This window comes from Vibrio sp. HENC-03 (assembly GCF_000305755.2).
GTDB classification, from domain to species: Bacteria; Pseudomonadota; Gammaproteobacteria; order Enterobacterales; family Vibrionaceae; genus Vibrio; species Vibrio owensii.
Genome location: NZ_JH976133.1, coordinates 76,335 through 95,639, shown reverse-complemented (window position 1 = coordinate 95,639; position 19,305 = coordinate 76,335). Strand labels below are relative to the sequence as shown.

The following is a 19,305-nucleotide window of genomic DNA, read 5'->3' as shown; positions in this document are numbered from 1 at the left end:
AGCTCCTGCGCCAAAGGTTTTAATTAAAAGTTTTGAGAGTATTTCACGAAGTAAACGCGGCCTTGAATGCTGTATAGGTCAGCATCGTAAGTCACACCATCAGACTCAAACGCTGGGTCTTCATCGGTAAGGTTACGTACACCTGCAGTGAACTTCGCATCCCATGGAGCTAGGTAGTTGTATGCTACGTTCCAGATTGTTTGCGATGGGATGTTACCTGTCTTGTTGTAGTTCTCATCAACGTCTTGTGCTTGTGACGCGATGTAGTCTGCTGATAGGTAAACATCGTGCTCTTCTAGGAAGTTAAGACCAACACCAGTGTTGAAACGGTACTCAGGTAGACCATTACGGCCAACTTGGTTGTTCACTGGACCATTCACGTATTCAGGTGCGCTGTAGTCAAGAACATAGCTACCCATGAAGTCGTAACGTAGAACGGCTGAGTCGAAGTCGTAACGGTAGCCAACTTTCAGGTCAAGACCAGAAGTATCTAGAGTACCTAAGTTTTCTAGGCCTGCTGTTGCGTGTGTAATACGGCCTGTTGCATCGCGTTCGATGTTAGGGTTAGCAACACCACTACTACGCTCTTGGTCGATCATGCTTTGTAGAGAGTTAAGCGTAATTACGTCATCGATACTGATGTTGTAGTAATCAAGTGTTAGATCTAGATCTTCGATTGGTGAGTAACTTACACCGAAGTTAAATGAAACTGACGTTTCAGCATCTAGATCTTCGTTTGATGTACGAGTTACATCGTACTGAGTTTCTGGACAGTCTGCGTCTGAGATGCCGTTTGCTTGACAGTAAACGTAGTCTTTTGCTTCGTCGGCAGAGAAGCTATCCGCACCGTAAAGGTTTGCTAATGTTGGCGCACGGAAGCCCATACCTGCACCTGTACGGAACATTAGGTTATCAAGAGGTTGGTAACGGAATGATGCTTTTGGTGAAATCTCACTACCAAAGTCACTGTAGTGGTCGTAACGTGCCGCAATGTTCATCTCTAACTCATCGGTAAACGCGATCAGAGACTCTGCGTAAAGCGCGTAAGTTTCACGGTCACCACCTGCTGAGTTACCAGAACTACCGATGATGTTACCTGCTTCACTTTGTGGATCGTATTGGTCAAAGTAGTCGTAAGTTGTGAACTCTGCACCAATATATACAGGGATGGTAACGTCACCGATTTCTGCTAGGTCAAACTGAAGACCACCGTAGAAGTTGTGCATTTCCATTTGCGTTTCGCGGCTTGTTCCGGCTGCTAGGTCGCTCGTTGCATCAGCACTGAACTCGCCGTTTACAAACTCGCCTGAGTTCGCTAGCTGTTCAGCCGGTGAGCGGAACACGTAACCTGTACCAATTTCGTTACTGTTCGAGAAGTTAAGCTGGTAACCTGTTTCCCAAACCACATCACCGAAGCTATCTGTGTAAAGTGTGCCGTCTAGGCCTGCCTTCAAATCAGCTTGGAAGTCAGTTACGTTGTTGTCACGTGTACCTACGTTGTTGAAACGGTAGTAAACACGAGCTGGGCCTGCTGCTGGATCTAGACCATTCTCTGTGAAGAAATCAGAACCACCAGACGTTGTTGGGTCAACTTCAAACCAACCTGCTGCAGGAGCGTAACGACCGAAGCTTTCGTTGCGGTTCAAAAGCACTTGTGCATTGAACGTGGTGTCGTCATTTAGGAAAATATTACCGTTAACAAAAACAGTATTACGCTCTAGTGAAGCTGTTTGTGCCGCTTCTGACGTGTAGTCGTAACCACAGATATCACCCAGGCCTGGGTAGTTGGTTAGACCAACAAAGCCTTTTGATGAATCACAAGTTGCGTCTGTATCGTAACCTTTCAGCGCTTTCAGCTCGCCGTTATGGTAAACGTTTCGGCCGTAGATACTTACACCAGACATATCAAAGTAGTTATCTGAGCCAGTATTGGTTGAACTTAGGTAGTCACGATCGCGTTGGTAGATTTCGTCTTTACTATCATGCTCAAACGAGAACATGATGTTGCCTTTCTCGCCACTTGTACCCATCACGAAAGCAACATTCTGCTCATCGCCGCCTTCTTGACTAGGTATACCTGAACCAACCGTAACGTTGATGCCGTCGAACTCATCTTTCAAGATGATGTTAACTACACCTGCAACAGCATCTGAACCGTATACAGCAGAACCGCCGTCGGCCATTACTTCAACACGTTCTACGATTGCAGAAGGGATTACGTTGATGTTGGCAGCACCGCCACCCATAGCTGCTGAGCCAGGAAGACGTTTGCCGTTAATTAGAACTAGAGTTCGTTCAGAACCTAGACCTCGTAGAGAGATGGTTGCTTGGCTTTGTGCCGAGCTGCCTGAACGTTCGCTGTGTGAACCAAAAGAGTTAAATGAAGATTTACGTAGTACATCAGCGATAGATACGTCACCAGCTCGTTCAATTTCTGCACGGCCGATAACAGCTACTGGGGTGCTTCCTTCCATAGATGCTCGCGTTAGACGCGAACCAGTAACTTTCATTTTTTGTAGTTTTTCAACTTGCTGCTCTTCTGCCTGCGCTGCTAGAGGGGCCACTGCTGCCGTCCCCAGTGCAAGGCTGATCGCAACAGATAAAGCGGTTGTGTTTTTATACATCCTTGTTGCTCCGATTATTATTATTCCTATATCTGGCCATAACGGCCAATTATGACGTTAATATTTCGTTAACGTTCCGGACATGTATACCTGAGATGAAAAAAGGAAGTCAAACCAGTGGTAAACAGAGATAAAGAAATGTAAAAAAGATGTAAAAAACCAAAAGTGACATAAATCACAGAATAATTTACTGCATGACGTTTATAAATTGAGATTAAATTTTAATAAAACACCGTATTTTGTGTTTCTTGTAAAGTCTAATGACTTATATCGCCTATGCTTTTTAAGTGGGCGATTGGCACTGAATTTAAGTGTAAATCTAGATAATTGTTCTGCTTGAGGGTTTTTATGGAATGCTGGGCATGTTAACTCGATCGCACAAGGTGGTATCAGAATATGATACCCACCGTTATAAAAGGGCTCACTCGTATTTTGAGGTCAAATGGTAGTGGGGGTGTTTTGTCTAATTATTCTGCATATATGCATGTTTATATAGGGTTTTGGCTCTAAAGTGCCTAGATTGATATTCTGTATGAATTGGTTTTGTGGTTTTTTATAATTATTTACAAAAACATTTCTGTTTTTGGACATCGGAGGAAGTTTGTCATGTTTTGGATTCAAACACTTGAAGCTTACTTGGATTCAAGATAAATATGACGCTGAAATTATTGCAGTAGTGGAAAAAACTAGCTTTTGAAACTCAGGGAGTGTGTTTCAACAGCTTTAGTTACTACGGGATAGAGATGCACCATTTTGGGCCGGAATTCTCCTCTCCAAACCCGCCTAATAATGGACAGTAGACAAGGAGCAAGTTGTATATGCTGTCGTACTTTTTACGCCGTTTAGCGTTGGTTATTCCAACGTTTCTCGGGATTACCATTCTTATCTTTGCTATCACTCGATTCGTGCCTGGTGGCCCGGTAGAGCGCATGCTTTCACAAATGCAGGCGCAAGGTGATGGTGCCGCATCTATGACATCAGCTGGTGGTAACACTGCCTTATCTGATGACCAAATTGCAGAGCTAAACGCTTTTTACGGACTGGATAAACCCGTAATGGAAGCCTACGTAGAATGGTTAAGCCGTTTGGTGACGTTAGATTTAGGTGAATCGACTCGATACTACGAACCTGTATCTGACATGATCGCAGAGCGCTTACCGGTGTCTTTGTTCTATGGCGGAATGACCTTCTTTATCAGTTACTTTATTTCGATTCCGCTCGGCTACTATAAAGCGCTTAAACACGGCTCCGTATTTGATTCCGCTTCTTCTATTCTCATCTTTGTCGGGTACGCATTACCCGGATACGTCGTTGGTGTCCTGCTTATTACCTTGTTCAGTTATCACCTAGAGTGGTTCCCGATGGGGGGCTTTGTCGGAGACGACTTTGATGACTATGAAACTTTCTTCGAGCGCGCAAAAGACATCATGTGGCACGCAGTATTGCCGTTGATCTGTTACCTCATTGGTGACTTCGCTACGCTAACGATGACAATGAAAAATAACCTAATGGAAAACTTGTCATCTGATTACATCCGAACCGCGATTGCTAAAGGTCTGCCATTTAAGAAAGCAGTGCGTAAACATGCTCTGCGTAACAGCTTGATTCCGATTGCCTCCCACTTTGGTAACTCGCTGCTGTTCTTCATGACGGGCGCTTTCCTTATCGAAGTAATCTTTAATATTGATGGTATCGGTCTGCTTGGTTATGAATCCATCATGGAGCGCGATTACCCAGTAGTAATGGGGATCGTAGCTATCAACGCGGTATTGCTACTGATCGGCAATATCATTTCAGATATCTGTGTTGCTTTAGTCGACCCACGTGTGAAGTTTGGAGCGTAATATGATTAAAGTGAGCCCGTTAACTCAAAAGAAAATCCGTCACTTTAAAGAAATCAAACGTGGTTACTGGTCGTTTTTGATCTTATCAACCATGTTGATCCTGTCTCTGTTTGCTGAACTGTTGATCAACAGTAAAGCTTTGGTCGTTAAATACGATGGCAGTTATTACTTTCCGGTCGTAAGCGATGTACGTCTAGGTAGCGAGTTTGGCCAAGCGTCTTCAAGTGAGGCCGATTATCGAGAGCTGCAGAAAGTATTTGAAGCGGAAGGCGGCGATAACTTCGTTATTCTACCGATTGTTCCTTGGAACCCATACGAGCAAGACTTTAGTGGTGATTTCCCACCGACAGCGCCAAGTGCCGAAGATAAGCACTACCTAGGCACTGATGTGATTGGGCGAGACATCTTAGCTCGATTGGTTTACGGCTTCCGTACTGCGATGGGATTTGCGCTACTTACAATGGCGATCTCGTACGCGATTGGTACTGCCGTAGGCTGTGCGATGGGGTTCTGGGGTGGCAAGTTCGACTTATTTGTTCAGCGTTTGATCGAGGTCTGGTCAATGGTGCCTTTCCTATACGTCATCATGATCCTCGTCTCGATAGTGCAACCAACCTTTACTCTGTTCGTCGGTATTAACGTACTCTTTGGGTGGATGGGGATGACCTGGTACATGCGTACCATGACCTATAAAGAGTCGGCGCGTGAATACGTAATGGCGGCCCGTGCATTAGGTGCATCGACTGGGCGCATCTTGTTTAACCACATTCTGCCAAACACCATGGTAATGATCGTGACACTTGCACCGTTTACCATTGCAGCCAACATCACCGCTCTGACCGCTCTTGATTACCTAGGTCTTGGTTTGATGCCACCAACGCCAAGTTGGGGTGAGTTGCTACAACAAGGTAAGTCAAACTTAGACTCGCCATGGATTGTTTCTTCAGTAGTAAGCTCTATCGTACTGGTATTGGTGATGGTGACCTTCATCGGCGAAGCAATCCGAGCGGCATTCGACCCGAAAAAATTCACACGCTATGTTTAAGCAAGCATTGTGAGCAAAACATAAAAAAGGGAAGTTTTATGAAAAAATTATTACTAGCGTCAACGCTGAGCGCCCTGAGTTTTGGTGCGATGTCAGCAACGCTTCCGACTGACTTAAACTGGCAAACAAACTGGGATGAGCCTCAATACGGCTCTCCTGAAGCAAAACGCGGTGGTACTTTCCGAGCGTATATGTCGAGCTTTCCGCAGACTTTGCGCAGCGTTGGCCCTGATGCGAACTCAGGTTTACGTTCTTATATCTTGGATGAAACACCGGGCTTGGTGGTACGTCACCCAGATACTCTGGAATTCATCCCAGAGTTAGCGAATGAGTGGGCGTTAGCGGGTGATAACAAAACCGTTTATTTCAAACTGAATCCAGAAGCAAAATGGTCGGATGGTAAACCTGTTACTGCCGACGACTTTGTCTTTATGTTGAAGTTCTACCGCTCGAAAGACATTCTCGAGCCTTGGTACAACGACTACTACAACAAGACTGTTGAAGATGTGATTAAGTTTGATGACCTAACGTTTGCGGTGAAAGCAGCGAAAGAACTTAACCCTGAAGAGCTGTTGTTAAGAATGGGGGCGCTGCGTCCTCGTCCTGCTCACTTCTATGCCAACCCTAAGAAAGATGAAAACGGCGATGGTATTCATGATGACTTCGTTCGTTACTACAACTTCAAAAGTGAGCCAACCACTAGCGCTTACTATCTAGCTGATATCAAAAAAGGTAAGAGTGTTACCTTTAAGCACGTTGGCGAAGATTGGTGGGGATACACCAATAAGTACTATGAGAACCGTTATAACGTCGACAAGATTCGCATCACGGTTATTCGTGATAACGACATTGCCAAGAAGCACTTTGAAAAGGGCAGCCTAGATTCATTTGGCTTGGTTTTACCTAACCTTTGGCACGATAAGTCTGATACTGCGCCTTACCAAAAGGGCTACATTCAGAAGTTTTGGGGCTACAACCAATACCCTGTAGGCGCTGGCGGCGTTTGGATGAATACCGCGATGCCATTATTGGATGACTTAAACATTCGTAAAGGCATCACTTACGCGATCGACTTTGATGGCATGATCGAAAACATCATGCGCGGTGACTACAGTCGTAAGCCAAACCCAACAGGCTACGGGCATGGTAAATACACACTGCCAGACGCGAAAGCACCAAAGTTTGATCCAGAAAAAGCGGCAGAGGCGTTTGCAGCAGCTGGTTTCGATAAGATTGGTTCCGACGGTATCCGTGTTAACGACAAAGGCCAGCGTTTGAGCTTCGAGTTGACCTACGCAACGCCAGTGCACACGCCTCGTATTGCATTTGTGCGTGAACAAGCGAAGTTGGCCGGTTTGGACATCGAACTTAAGCTGATCGATGGCTCATCAATGTTTAAGTACGTACGTGAGAAAAAGCACGATTTAGCGTTCCTAGATATGGGCACTTCTGAGATCCCAACGTATTGGGAATACTTCCACTCAGTGAATGCCAATAAGCCACAAACTAACTCTTTCACGAACTACAGCACACCAGAACTTGATGAGAAAATCATTGAGTACCGTTTCAACATGGACATGGATAAGAAGATCCAACTAGGTCATGAAATCCAACGTGACATCATTGATGCACATGTGATTGTTCCGGGTTACATGGTGCCTTACGTTCGTTACGGCCATTGGCGTTGGTTGAAATTGCCAGAGAAACCAATGAACCGTATGACCGAAGCACTATTTAGTGGCGGCATTATTGGTGATGGTACTTACTGGATTGATAAAGACATCAAGAAAGAAACCCAGAAGGCAATGAAGTCGGGTAAGACTTTTGAACCGGTTGTTGTCGTTGATGACACGTACAAGTTGTAAGGATGTGTTATGGAAAACGATGTAATCTTGAGTGTTAAAGATCTAGAAGTTGAGTTCACCACGGACGATGGTCCGGTAAAAGTGCTGCATGGCGTGAACTTTGATGTTCGCGCTGGGCGTACCCTTGGTCTTGTAGGTGAGTCCGGTAGTGGTAAGAGTGTCACCTCCATGTCCATCATGGGTTTGCTGCCGAAACCTTACGGTAATATCGTTAATGGTGAGATTGATTACCGTGGCACGAACTTGGTCACGCTACCAGCAGAAGAAATGTACGCTATGCGCGGTGACCGCATTTCAATTATCTTCCAAGACCCAATGACGGCGCTGAACCCAGTGCATTCAATTGGTCGTCAGCTTTGCGAAGTGCTAGAGCTGCACCGTCCTGAATTGGATAAAAAAGCGCGCGAATCTTACGCCGTTGAAATGCTGGCGAAAGTAAAAATTCCGATGCCGGAGAAACGCTTGAACGAGTACCCGCATAATCTATCCGGCGGCATGCGTCAGCGTGTGATGATTGCGATGGCATTGGCGTGTAAACCCGACATTCTAATCTGTGATGAGCCAACCACTGCACTGGATGTAACGGTTCAGGCGTCTATCCTTGAACTAATGAACGAGCTTCAAGAAGAGACGGGCATGGCGATGATCTTCATTACTCACGATCTTGGTGTCGTTGCGGAAGTGTGTGATGACGTTGCCGTGATGTATGGCGGTCGTATTGTGGAAAAGGCCGAGATTTTCGAGCTGTTTGATAACCCACAGCACCCATATACAGAACGTTTGATGGGCTTGATGCCAAGCTTAGATAATGAGCCTAAGCAGATGATCGACATTAAACCGATCGATGCCAGTATGTTTGCTAGCTAACTGGTGCAAAGTGAACAAGTCATAAAAGAGGATGTTATGGCAAAAGAAGTATTAAGAATTGAAGATCTTAAGCAGCACTTTGTATCTGGTAAGGGACTGTTTAAGAAAGGCTACACCATTAAAGCCGTTGATGGTGTGTCGCTATCAGTAGGTGAGGGGGAAACTCTTGGCCTAGTAGGTGAATCAGGCTGTGGTAAAAGTACCCTAGGTCGTACTATTTTGAAATTGTACGAGCCAACTGAAGGTAAAATTTTCTTTGAAGGCAAAGACATCACCAAATTGTCTGTGAAGCAAATGCGTTCATTGCGTAAAGACATGCAGATTGTCTTCCAAGACCCAATGGAATCGCTAAACCAACGCCATACTATCGGCATGATTCTCGAAGAGCCGTACGTGATTCACAACATCGGTACGTCTGCAGAGCGCAAACAGTGGGTGAAAGAGCTACTTGTTAAAGTTGGCTTGCCAGAAACTGCGGTAAACCGCTATCCGCATGAGTTCTCCGGTGGTCAGCGCCAACGTATTGGTATTGCTCGTGCGATTGCCCTGAAGCCTAAATTACTGATTTGTGATGAGTCGGTGTCAGCATTGGACGTATCGGTTCAAGCGCAAATCCTAAACCTGCTATTGCAACTGCAACAAGAGATGAACCTTGCGATTATCTTTATCTCGCATGACTTGTCTGTCGTGAAGCATGTGTCTGATAAGGTTGCGGTGATGTACTTTGGCAAAGTCGTGGAAGCGGGTAACGCGAAAGAAATTTACGCGAACCCTCAGAACGATTACACCAAGAAGCTGTTGTCGGCGATTCCAATCACGCATCCTAAGTATCGTAAGAAAAAGCGCTTGGCAGAAAAAAAGCAGCAAGTGGCGTAACGCCACCATCCAAATAAAACCAACTTATAAGATAAAAGCGCTCCACTTAGTTGGAGCGTTTTTATTTCCGATGATTTTCTGTCTTCAGCTTCTTTAAAATAGCGTGCTACACTGCAAACTTATTCCTTTGATTTGTTTGGATAGTTGACCATGCCGTCGCATTTACCTAAATCATTCAGTCGTCCCTTTCTGAAAGTCTTTCATCTGCTCGAAGCTGTGCTTTTGGTCGCCATTACTCTGGCAACTGTGTGGGCGATGGTGGAAGAGTTTGTCCACATTTACGTCCAGAAGCGTGTTGCACTCGATGACATCTTATTAATGTTCATCTATCTGGAAGTGCTCGCTATGGTTGGGCAGTTCGTGATGAACGGTAAGATACCGGTTCGATACCCGATCTACATTGCCATGATGGCGATTGCTCGCTACATCACACTTGGTATGAAAGAGCTCGATTCGGTGATGATTGTATGGCTCTCGTTAGCCGCGTTTATCTTGGCGGCGGCAACCTTGGTTATTCGAGTAGGCCATCATTATTGGCCGTATATAGATAATCAAACCGCTGAAAAAGACGAATAACGTGAAGCCTCGCCTAATGCGAGGCTTTGTTTTTGTGTGAAGGGAAATCACACCTTGATGGCGTGGGGGTAAAAAAGTGTAAAGTCATCTCAAGCCATCTTGTTTCTTGTCTTGTTGATGAGTATCTTCACGCTAACCCTTTATAACTGCTTTGATGAGAGATTGTGATGCTAGCGAAATGCACATCGACAATGTATTTTCTGCTGAGTGTCTTGATTGCATTTGCGCTTTCAAGCGGTATTGCTCGTGCAGAAACGCCATCAAGCGCAGCAAATCACATTGCATCAGCAACAGAGTCTTTGCATATCAGTTTTTGTGATTTGACCTTTAGCTCGGCAGAAAAGAGTGAGCCGGGGTGTTGCGAGCCGGGCGGAACATGTTTTGAGAAGCAGTGTTGTTCCCATGGTCACGCATCGGGTACGGCTGTTGTCGAAACTCAACCAAGATCTTATGAAGCTCCATTCCGAGATGAGTTGGCGGTAAGCAAAGCCGCGCTCTACACCAGTGCAGATATGCACTCTCACTATCGTCCTCCGATAGCTTAATTCCTATCTCGCAGCGTTTCGCTGCCAACAATGTTACTGCACGAATTGTCGTGTGAATTTGTTATGCGTGTGAATAGCTTTCTATTTGCACCATCCTGTGATGGGAATGAAAAATGAAAACCAATCTAATTGCTCGTACCGAGCACCTTGCTGCGTACCTACCAAACCTTGTTATCAACCGACAAGCGGGAGGTCGCCATGACGTATAAGCATCTACCAATTATCTTGTTTGTGTCTGTGTGTTTGATTTGGGGCACCACGTGGTTTGCGATGGAAGTGGCTGTGCAAACTATTCCGCCCATCTTTGCGACCGGCCTGCGCTTCCTGATAGCTGCGCCGCTATTAATCATGTTGGCGAAACACCTCAAACAACCTCTGTTCTTCCCGAAAGGCAAAGTGTTCTGGATGTTCGTCGTTGCGATTTTCTATTTCGCGATTCCGTTTACCTTGATGATTTTTGGTGAACAATACATTTCATCGGGTCTTGCTTCGATCATCTTCGCCAACATGCCGATTGCGGTGATGGTGACATCAAGCCTGTTCCTTGGACTTAGGTTACGTAAATCTCAGATTGCTGGTCTTTTAGTCGCGGTGTTGAGCTTAGTTTTGATCCTAGCGAAAGAGATGAGTTTGGGTGGAGAGGATTACCTGCTAGGCTTTCTCGCTTTAGGTGGGGCGGTCGCGATTCATTCGGTGATGTACGTGTTTGTTGAAAAGTTCTGTAAAGGCATTCCAGTGCTGACTTACAACGCCTTTCCAAGCTTTGTTGCCTCAGCGTTGCTCTTTATCACCTCACTGATCGTCGAACAGCCGGATCTTTCTCAGTTCTCGATGGATTCGATTACCGCTGTGATTTATCTCGGTATGTTTGCCAGCGTCGGTGGCATTGTGGCGTACTTTAAGCTTGGACAAGTGTCGACGCCGTTTACCGCCTCGATCTGTTTTCTGTTTTTCCCGTTGATTGCGCTTAGCCTTTCAACATGGATTGCGGGTAACAGTTTATCGTTGGTTTCTGTCGCTCTGTTGCTGCCATTATTGGGCGGTATTTTTGTGACTAAAGCTGAGCCTACTTTCTGGCAGCGTTTTCGCTTCAAGTCTGCAGAGCAAAAGCCTGTGCTATGTGAGCATTGTATGAAGAATATCAATGCCTAACATAGGCTAAACATCATGAAAAAGCCCCATTTAGTTGGGGCTTTTGGCGTAATGCTATTTACCTTGCTCGTTACGAAGATACATGATGGCAACCATGCTAAAGCCAATAAATTGCCATAGATATTGTCCATCACTTGCACCTGTAATGGTTTGGGTGAAAGCCATACAACCCGTTACGAACAGAGATGCAAAAGCCGCATAGAGTAGCCAAGGGCGCTCTTTACCAGCCATAAACTCACCTGCCAGCACCGAGCGAATCACCAATAAAAACGGTAAGCACTGCAAAGCAATGAGAATCGGGAACATAAAGTCAAACGTTGGGCTCAGCAGTGCATGACCGACTTGGCTCTTATCCCACGTTCCAACGATATAACCTTTCCAGCCAGCCCAAGTATCACCTGCATAGGCGGTGTCAGGCGTTATGATACCAAGTAGCACGCCCATCACTTTATCGATAAAGCCATTTTTGAACCAAAAGACGAACAGAAAGATCTGGATTGGAATGATCTGAAAAGCAAACTTCTTCAACATGTGTGTATCCCAAGAAATGAATGATTTGGTTTACAAGTATGTGGAAGGCGCGTTTTTTACGCTTGATGCAAGGCAAGCGAGTTGAACTCCAAACAAAAATCAAACATCCAGAATACCCATCAGTATTGGGGAGGCTGACTTAACAATAGGCGAGAGCAGCGATTTTTCGTTCTGGCTTATTTGAGGCTATTCTGCTGTTTGGAATAGGTTTGCTTTTTGTGAAGATTCAATAAGATCAAACAGTTGCCCATTATGTTCTTTTTTCATCTCAGTATAGCGTTGGTAATTGTATTGCGAACCTTTTGGGTTATCTGCGAGTTTGTCAGCCACACTGAGCAAGTAAAAACTGATTGGACTTGGCGTACTTTCTGCTGCATAAAACAAGTACGGGAAGGCTTGATTAGGGTGCTGGTTGATAAGCAAAGCAAGCCCCAAAGTGAGGTTGGCAATATCACAACGTGGGTTCAGTTCGAACGCCTGCTTAGCTGAGTGAAGTGCTTGTTCTCGGTCTTCTTGTTTGTGCTCGCGTAAGTAAGCTAAAGATTCAGAGTAAGACAACAAAGCGCTGACCAAATAGCTGTCTCGCCCTTGTTGTTGAATCGCATTAAGCTGCTGAGCAATATCCGAAAAAGCGGGACCCCCTTTACCTTGATAGAAAAGAGAAATCCCTTCAGAGATCACTTTCCAATCGTCATAGTTACTGATGGACGTCACGCGGTGGCTAGCCACTTCGTAATCGGAACTCATTGGTGCAATGATGGCTTTGATTTCTAAAATCACATCGCCTATAGCATCGAAGAAATTATCTTGATTAAAGGTCTTTTCAACCTTTTGGCTCTGGTTGGGTTGATGGTTGTTTTGCACCAAGACGCTAAGCACATAATTGCCATCTACTTTCTTAATCCAGCTTTTGAGCTCAACACCGTGGTTGGCAAGAGACTGCTTACTTTGTTGGGATAACTGAGAATAGTGATAACCGGATAGGTTTTTGGCTGAATTTAATCCATAGAAGAGATAGTTATATACGCTTTCTGCCATTTCAAAGTCGCTGGTGGAATCAAGCGTAATATCATGAATATAAACGGGCACTACGTCACTTTGTTGTGCTGTTATCACCGTTGTGTCATCAGTGGTGTCACCATTTTGTACTGCCCAAGCCGCAATAATTCCAACAGTCAGGATTGCCGCTACAGCTAAACCCATACGCTTGTTTTTAGGCTTGGCGGTATGAGTAAGAGGAGTGGATTCTTCAGGGATTGGAGTGCGCGTTATGTTTTGCTCAGTCACTTCGATATCAAATAAGTAACCTTGCTTAGGAATGGTCTGAATGATGCGATACGGACGCGTTTTGTCCTGAAGCTGACTGCGCAGTAGACTAATGACTTGTCTCACCAAGTTGTCGGAAACTTGCGTCCTTTGCCAGACATCATCGGCGATTTGTTGGGGACTCAGTACTTTCCCACGGTTCTCGATAAAGTAGCTCAGCAATCTAGCTTGCAATGGCTCTAAATGAATCTCCTCACTATCAATCATCAACTGATTTTTGTCAGGGTAGAAAGAAATAGGAGAGTCATGTTGCAGGACAAAGCAATGCGGACGAGTCATAGCGATTCAATGGTTTAGAAGTAACCACACAAGATTATTGGTTTTATATATAGGAAGCAAGTGAAGCATCAGCAAATAAAAAGCCCCGCAGTGCGAGGCTCTTTAGATATCTCATCGAGGCCTTTTATTATTCGATGTTTTGAATTTGTTCGCGCATTTGCTCAATCAGAACTTTCAGTTCAACACCTGATGCGGTGATGTCTGTGCTGATAGATTTTGACGCTAGTGTGTTCGATTCACGGTTGAACTCTTGCATCATGAAATCTAGACGACGACCGACTGCGCCACCTTTCTTCAGGATGTTTGTGGTTTCTTTCACGTGAGAATCAAGACGGTCTAGCTCTTCTGCTACGTCTGATTTCTGTGCTAGAAGGATAAGTTCTTGCTCTACGCGAGATGGGTCTAGCTCAACTTTCGCATCTTCAAACTTCGAGAACAGACGCTCACGTTGCCACTCAAGGATTTCTGGCATGCGTGCGCGAACTTTCACAACTTCTGATGTGATCGCTTCTAGGCGCTGTTCGATAAGCGCTTTCATGTTGTCGCCTTCACGGCCACGCGCTTCGATGAACTCGCTGATTGCTTCGTCAAAAGCACCAAGCAGCTCTTTATTTACCTCATCCATGTTTTGCTCTGGCGTTTCCATCACACCAGGCCATTGCATTACTTGGAATGGGTTGATGCGGCTGAGCTCGCCAGTCATGTGCATCACTTGCTCAGCGGCTTTGATCACTTGGTTTGCCAGTGTTTCATTGATGCTTAGTTCTGCTTTTGCTGCTGGGTTAGCTTCAAAACGCAGGCTACATTCTACTTTGCCGCGTGCTAGGCGCTTGCGAAAACGCTCACGCAGTACTGGTTCAAGAGCACGGAACTGCTCTGGCATACGGAAGTAAGTTTCTAGGTAGCGTTGGTTTACACTGCGGATTTCCCACACTGCGCTGCCCCAATCGCCTTTCACTTCTTTACGCGCGTACGCTGTCATACTGTAAATCATTGAATTTTCCTGTCTTCTAATTTGCTGAAAATTACCCCGCAATAGTAGCACAGCAAGATGGCAGTGGCTTTGCTATTCTGAGCCGAGATTGTCCAGATAGCTTTATTTAATCGATTCCGTTATAATCTGCGCCCAACCAAATCGTCTTCTCCTCATTACTTAAGGTAGATGCCCATGCGTCCAAACGATCGCAAGGCGGATCAAGTTCGCCCAATCAAAATTACTCGTAACTACACAGCTTACGCTGAAGGCTCAGTGTTAGTTGAATTTGGTAACACCAAAGTGTTGTGTAATGCGACCGTTGAAGAATCTGTGCCTCGTTGGCTAAAAGGTCAAGGTAAAGGCTGGGTAACGGCTGAATACGGCATGCTACCTCGTGCAACTCACTCGCGTACGCGTCGTGAAGCAGCGAACGGTAAGCAAGGCGGTCGTACAATGGAAATCCAACGCTTGATCGCACGCAGCCTACGCGCTGTGGTTGATCTGCAAGCGATGGGTGAGTTTATGATCACAGTTGACTGTGATGTTATCCAAGCTGACGGCGGCACTCGCACTGCATCTATCAGCGGCGCAAGCGTTGCAATGGCAGATGCGTTCCAACACCTAGTGGATAGCGGCAAGCTAAAAGCAAACCCAATGAAAGGCCACGTAGCGGCAGTTTCAGTTGGTTTGCTAGGTGATGATGTTCTGTGTGACCTTGAGTACGTTGAAGATTCAGCGGCAGACACAGACATGAACGTTGTGATGACAGAAGAAGGCAAGATGATTGAAATTCAGGGCACCGCAGAAGGTGAACCGTTCAGTCACGAGCAGCTGATGGCTCTACTAGAGTCGGCGAAAGTCGGCATTACGGAAATTGTCGCAGCGCAGAAGGCGGCGTTAGCCAATTGATTTTAATAGCTCCCATTATGGGGGCTATTTTTTTATCTCCGTCGTATATGAATCTACAGCGTTGTTCGCTGCGCTTTTCTACTGGGACGCCAGTCCGACCTATTTACATAGAAGACTATGCTCATAGGGATAGAAAAACTTGCTGCCTAGCTGTAAATCCATCTACTTAGGAGATAACGCATTAGTGTTTATTAACTGCTTGGGAATATGGATACCAAGCCTGTATTTAGAGAGAAAATAATGAAAGCATACCAGCGTGAATTTATTGAGTTTGCACTTGAGAAAGAAGTTCTTAAGTTTGGTGAGTTTACTTTGAAATCTGGCCGTAAAAGCCCGTACTTCTTTAACGCTGGTCTTTTCAATACTGGTCGTGACCTAGCGCGTCTTGGTCGTTTTTACGCAGCAGCGCTAGCGGATTCAGGCATTGAGTTTGATGTACTGTTTGGCCCTGCGTACAAAGGTATCCCAATCGCGACTACAACTGCAGTAGCGCTAGCGGATCACCACGACATCGACACACCTTACTGCTTCAACCGTAAAGAAGCAAAAGACCACGGCGAAGGCGGTAACCTTGTAGGCTCGGCGCTTGAAGGTCGTATCATGCTAGTAGATGACGTAATCACAGCAGGTACCGCGATTCGCGAATCAATGGAAATCATCCAAGCAAACGGTGCGGACCTAGCAGGTGTGTTGGTTGCGATTGATCGTCAAGAAAAAGGCAAAGGTGAGCTGTCTGCGATTCAAGAAGTAGAGCGTGACTTTGGTTGTGCAATCATCTCAATCGTTAGCCTGACAGACCTTGTGACTTTCCTTGAAGAGAAAGGTACAGACAAAGAGCACCTAGAAGCAGTCAAAGCGTACCGCGCAGAATACGGCATTTAATTGTTGTTCCATCATTAAAGAAAAAGGGGCTGGTGGATATCCATCAGCCCCTTTCTTTTATCTTTATCACTTACTTGTAGCGAATGCCTTTTGGCGCAGTTTCATTAGCCATGGTCTTGTAGCGCTTGTGCAGCCACATCCACTGCTCTGGTGCACGCAGAATCACTTCTTCCACAAAGGTGTTCATGTAAGCCGCTGCCGCAACTTCGTCTTTTTTCGGGTAGTCGGCTTCAATGCACTTATCAGCGATGATTTCATACTTGCCATCTTCATTACGGAAGCCAGAGCCCGGAATAATCGAGCACTTAGACGTGTAAGCCAGAATGCTGGTGCCTGTCGTGGTACAAGCGTCTTCAACTGCGAAGAAAGGCACGAATACCGACTTGTTACGACCATAATCGTGGTCTGGTAAGTAGAACAAACGCTCACCGCTACGTAGAACGCGAATCATCTGTTTAACGTCTTTACGATCAATCAGCTTGTTGCCGTTGTGTGTGCGCCCCCAGTACTGAATGAAGTTGTACGCAGGGTTGTTGTGCGGACGAAATGCGCCGTAACCCGCCACGCCAAGTACTGCAAAGGCACGCGCCGTGATTTCAAGATTGAGTGCGTGCACGCAGCACAGCAATACGCCTTTGCCTTCTGCATTTTTCTCATGCAGCGCACCCAGATCTTTCTCGATAATCAGAGTTTTGAAGCGCCACGTTGGCCAGAACCAAGTGATGCCGGTTTCGATCAGCGCCATACCGGTGTTTTTGAAGTTCTCTTCAACGATATGTTGGATCTCTTCAGGCGTTTTATCTGGGAAAGCCAACTCAAGGTTACGTGTCGCAACATGGACACGACCTTTGCCGTAACGCATACCAAGGCGACCAAGTGTGCGACCTAACGATAGCAGCATGCGGTATGGAAGGATATTGACCACGATAGCCAAAAAGCCAAAGCCGAGCCAAACGCCCCAGTTACGAGGGTGGAGAAGGGAAAGAGAAAACTCCGGCTTAGTGAATTTGTCTTTACTCATAATCTCTACTTAATTTGTGCGCTAAGAAGTGCCCAATACTCGTCAAAGTTCGCGGTTGGTTGGTATTTGAAATCACTACGAACAAAGCGGTTCAAGCTGCCTTCAACTTGTCCTAGGATTTGAGCAGCCAAAATGCGCTCTTCCACTGGGAACGATTTGCCTTCACGGATCTTACGTTCACGCAGGATCTGACGAAGCTGTGTTTCGATGCGTTCAAACAGTTGGTTGATGCGATCGCGTAGGCGCTCATTTTCAAACATTAGAGCATGACCAGAAAGAATGCGTGTCAAACCTGGGTTACGTTCGGAGAATGCCAGAATAAGGTGCATTACCATGCGAATGCGCTCTAGTGTGTCTTTCTCATCATCCAAAATACGGTTGATGCGTGTCATGAGTGCTTCTTCAATGAACTCAATCAAGCCTTCAAACATGCGAGCTTTACTTGGGAAGTGGCGGTAAAGTGCCGCTTCTGAAACACCGACCTGTTTCGCCAATTTTGCCGTAGTAATGCGTGAAGCACCTTCTGTAGATTCAAGCATCTGCGCGAGAGCTTGCAAGATTTCTTCACGACGATTGGATTTTTTACTGCCGGCCATTTAGTTACTTCCTTTCAAAATACAAAGTTGAGCGGAGGGGATTATAAGACGCTCTTTGGCATCAAACTAGACCAGTGAGGAGGTAATGGGAGCTTTAACACCCTCACTTGTCATGTTTGTACCAAATTTGTGCCAGTTTTCTATGAAAAGCGAATGGCAATTACATCAATTCGTGCATTTTTTCCAAAATTCTGAAACTTAGCGCTTCTTTGGATTCTAGTGCCAACGCCTGCTCGCCTTCTGGCCAGAATAAAGTGATGGCGTTGTCGTTACTGTTAAAACCTTGGCCTTCAACAGAAACATCGTTCGCACAAATCATATCGAGGTTTTTCTTTACCAGTTTACCGCGAGCGTAGGTTTCTACGTCGTTGGTCTCTGCTGCAAAACCAACTGTGAATGGACGTTGCTCAGTCATATTGGCGACGGTCGCTACGATATCAGGATTCTTGACCATGTTGATGGTCATCTGATCGTTGTTTTCGGTCTTTTTCAACTTTTGAGACGCCACGTTTTCTGGACGGTAATCGGCTACGGCGGCGCAGCTAATGAAAGCATCGTGGCTAGGCGCGTGAGCCATTACTGCATCATGCATCTCTTGTGCACTCGCAACATTGATACGCTCAACACCTGCTGGCGTATTCAAGCTGACAGGCCCACTGACTAGTGTGACTTTCGCACCTAGTTGTGCTGCTGCATTTGCTAGTGCAAAGCCCATCTTTCCTGAGCTGTGGTTAGAAATGTAACGCACTGGGTCAATCGCTTCACGAGTTGGGCCTGCGGTGATCAATACTGATTTTCCTGCCAATAGTTTCGGTTGGAAGAACTGCTCACACAGATGCACTAACTGCATTGGCTCTAGCATTCGACCAGGGCCAACATCGCCACATGCTTGCTCACCGGCCGCAGGGCCCCAGATGTGCATACCACGGCGTGCCAGTGTCGCGATGTTTTCTTGAGTTGCGACATTGCGGTACATCTGTTGATTCATCGCCGGAGATACCGCTACTGGTGAATCTGTCGCAAGTACTAACGTGGTGAGCAAATCATTACCCATGCCTGCCGACATACGTGCAATCAAATCTGCGGTTGCAGGTGCAAGAAGAACCAAATCTGCCCATTTTGCCAGTTCAATGTGACCCATCGACGCTTCTGCTGCTGGGTCTAACAAGCTGTCCGACACCGGACGCCCAGAGACTGCCTGCATGGTTAAGGGAGTAATGAACTCCTTCGCTGCTTTGGTCATCACTACTTGAACTTGCGCGCCTCTTTCTATTAGGCGACGGGTTAGCTCCGCACATTTATACGCGGCAATACCGCCACTGATGCCGAGTAGAATTTTCTTTCCTGCTAGTGTTTGCATGTGAGATCTCCAATTTTTCTGGCGACGAGTT

Annotated in this window: 17 protein-coding genes; 10 read left to right on the top strand and 7 right to left on the bottom strand. The window is 45.9% G+C overall.

The window, feature by feature from the left end; translation table 11 throughout:
* Nucleotides 1-23 precede the first annotated feature (23 nt).
* Nucleotides 24-2,624 (bottom strand): TonB-dependent receptor plug domain-containing protein, encoded by a 2,601-nt coding sequence (locus tag VCHENC03_RS00830; protein WP_009707951.1) that lies wholly within the window; start codon nucleotides 2,622-2,624, stop codon nucleotides 24-26.
* A gap of 818 nt (nucleotides 2,625-3,442) precedes the next feature.
* Here VCHENC03_RS00830 and VCHENC03_RS00835 point away from each other — a divergent pair.
* The 8 genes from VCHENC03_RS00835 to VCHENC03_RS00865 all read left to right on the top strand — a co-directional run bounded on the left by VCHENC03_RS00835 (nucleotide 3,443) and on the right by VCHENC03_RS00865 (nucleotide 11,394).
* Nucleotides 3,443-4,468 (top strand): ABC transporter permease subunit, encoded by a 1,026-nt coding sequence (locus tag VCHENC03_RS00835; RefSeq protein ID WP_005434432.1) that lies wholly within the window; start codon nucleotides 3,443-3,445, stop codon nucleotides 4,466-4,468.
* Between the two features lies 1 nt (nucleotide 4,469).
* Nucleotides 4,470-5,513 carry an ABC transporter permease gene (locus tag VCHENC03_RS00840; protein WP_005434430.1) on the top strand — a complete coding sequence of 348 codons (1,044 nt, stop codon included), beginning with the start codon at nucleotides 4,470-4,472 and terminating at the stop codon, nucleotides 5,511-5,513.
* A gap of 38 nt (nucleotides 5,514-5,551) precedes the next feature.
* Nucleotides 5,552-7,378, top strand: coding sequence for an extracellular solute-binding protein (locus tag VCHENC03_RS00845; protein WP_009707950.1), 1,827 nt, complete (start codon nucleotides 5,552-5,554; stop codon nucleotides 7,376-7,378).
* Nucleotides 7,379-7,387: 9 nt separating this feature from the next.
* On the top strand, nucleotides 7,388-8,245 hold the full coding sequence (locus tag VCHENC03_RS00850) for an ABC transporter ATP-binding protein (protein WP_009707949.1): 858 nt from the start codon (nucleotides 7,388-7,390) through the stop codon (nucleotides 8,243-8,245).
* 36 nt (nucleotides 8,246-8,281) lie between these two features.
* Nucleotides 8,282-9,121: an ABC transporter ATP-binding protein gene (locus VCHENC03_RS00855; RefSeq protein WP_009707948.1), complete on the top strand. Its 840-nt coding sequence runs from the start codon at nucleotides 8,282-8,284 to the stop codon at nucleotides 9,119-9,121.
* Between the two features lie 150 nt (nucleotides 9,122-9,271).
* On the top strand, nucleotides 9,272-9,697 hold the full coding sequence (locus VCHENC03_RS0126330) for a phosphate-starvation-inducible protein PsiE (protein WP_010650185.1): 426 nt from the start codon (nucleotides 9,272-9,274) through the stop codon (nucleotides 9,695-9,697).
* A gap of 167 nt (nucleotides 9,698-9,864) precedes the next feature.
* Nucleotides 9,865-10,242 (top strand): hypothetical protein, encoded by a 378-nt coding sequence (locus tag VCHENC03_RS00860; protein WP_009707946.1) that lies wholly within the window; start codon nucleotides 9,865-9,867, stop codon nucleotides 10,240-10,242.
* Nucleotides 10,243-10,440: 198 nt separating this feature from the next.
* Nucleotides 10,441-11,394: a DMT family transporter gene (locus VCHENC03_RS00865; RefSeq protein ID WP_009707945.1), complete on the top strand. Its 954-nt coding sequence runs from the start codon at nucleotides 10,441-10,443 to the stop codon at nucleotides 11,392-11,394.
* A 54-nt stretch (nucleotides 11,395-11,448) separates the two neighbouring features.
* Here the strand turns inward: VCHENC03_RS00865 and VCHENC03_RS00870 are convergent, their stop codons facing one another.
* From VCHENC03_RS00870 to VCHENC03_RS00880, 3 genes are all read right to left on the bottom strand, one after another.
* Nucleotides 11,449-11,925, bottom strand: coding sequence for a hypothetical protein (locus VCHENC03_RS00870; protein ID WP_009698961.1), 477 nt, complete (start codon nucleotides 11,923-11,925; stop codon nucleotides 11,449-11,451).
* A 186-nt stretch (nucleotides 11,926-12,111) separates the two neighbouring features.
* Nucleotides 12,112-13,530 carry a winged helix-turn-helix domain-containing protein gene (locus VCHENC03_RS00875; RefSeq protein WP_009707944.1) on the bottom strand — a complete coding sequence of 473 codons (1,419 nt, stop codon included), beginning with the start codon at nucleotides 13,528-13,530 and terminating at the stop codon, nucleotides 12,112-12,114.
* A gap of 127 nt (nucleotides 13,531-13,657) precedes the next feature.
* The gene (locus VCHENC03_RS00880; RefSeq protein WP_005434413.1) at nucleotides 13,658-14,524 is read right to left on the bottom strand and encodes a YicC/YloC family endoribonuclease; all 867 of its coding nucleotides are present in this window, start codon (nucleotides 14,522-14,524) and stop codon (nucleotides 13,658-13,660) included.
* 174 nt (nucleotides 14,525-14,698) lie between these two features.
* Between VCHENC03_RS00880 and rph the strand changes: the two genes are divergently transcribed.
* A complete protein-coding gene (rph, locus tag VCHENC03_RS00885) occupies nucleotides 14,699-15,415 on the top strand; it encodes a ribonuclease PH (RefSeq protein ID WP_005430192.1) in 717 nt (238 codons plus the stop codon).
* A 240-nt stretch (nucleotides 15,416-15,655) separates the two neighbouring features.
* On the top strand, nucleotides 15,656-16,297 hold the full coding sequence (gene pyrE, locus VCHENC03_RS00890) for an orotate phosphoribosyltransferase (protein ID WP_005379384.1): 642 nt from the start codon (nucleotides 15,656-15,658) through the stop codon (nucleotides 16,295-16,297).
* Between the two features lie 70 nt (nucleotides 16,298-16,367).
* Here the strand turns inward: pyrE and VCHENC03_RS00895 are convergent, their stop codons facing one another.
* The 3 genes from VCHENC03_RS00895 to coaBC form a co-directional block, all read right to left on the bottom strand.
* Entirely contained in the window at nucleotides 16,368-17,318 is a 951-nt protein-coding gene (locus VCHENC03_RS00895) for a Kdo(2)-lipid IV(A) acyltransferase (protein WP_009707943.1), read from the bottom strand.
* A 5-nt stretch (nucleotides 17,319-17,323) separates the two neighbouring features.
* On the bottom strand, nucleotides 17,324-17,914 hold the full coding sequence (gene slmA, locus VCHENC03_RS00900) for a nucleoid occlusion factor SlmA (protein ID WP_005434407.1): 591 nt from the start codon (nucleotides 17,912-17,914) through the stop codon (nucleotides 17,324-17,326).
* A gap of 160 nt (nucleotides 17,915-18,074) precedes the next feature.
* On the bottom strand, nucleotides 18,075-19,274 hold the full coding sequence (coaBC, locus tag VCHENC03_RS00905) for a bifunctional phosphopantothenoylcysteine decarboxylase/phosphopantothenate--cysteine ligase CoaBC (RefSeq protein ID WP_009707942.1): 1,200 nt from the start codon (nucleotides 19,272-19,274) through the stop codon (nucleotides 18,075-18,077).
* Nucleotides 19,275-19,305: the final 31 nt, after the last annotated feature.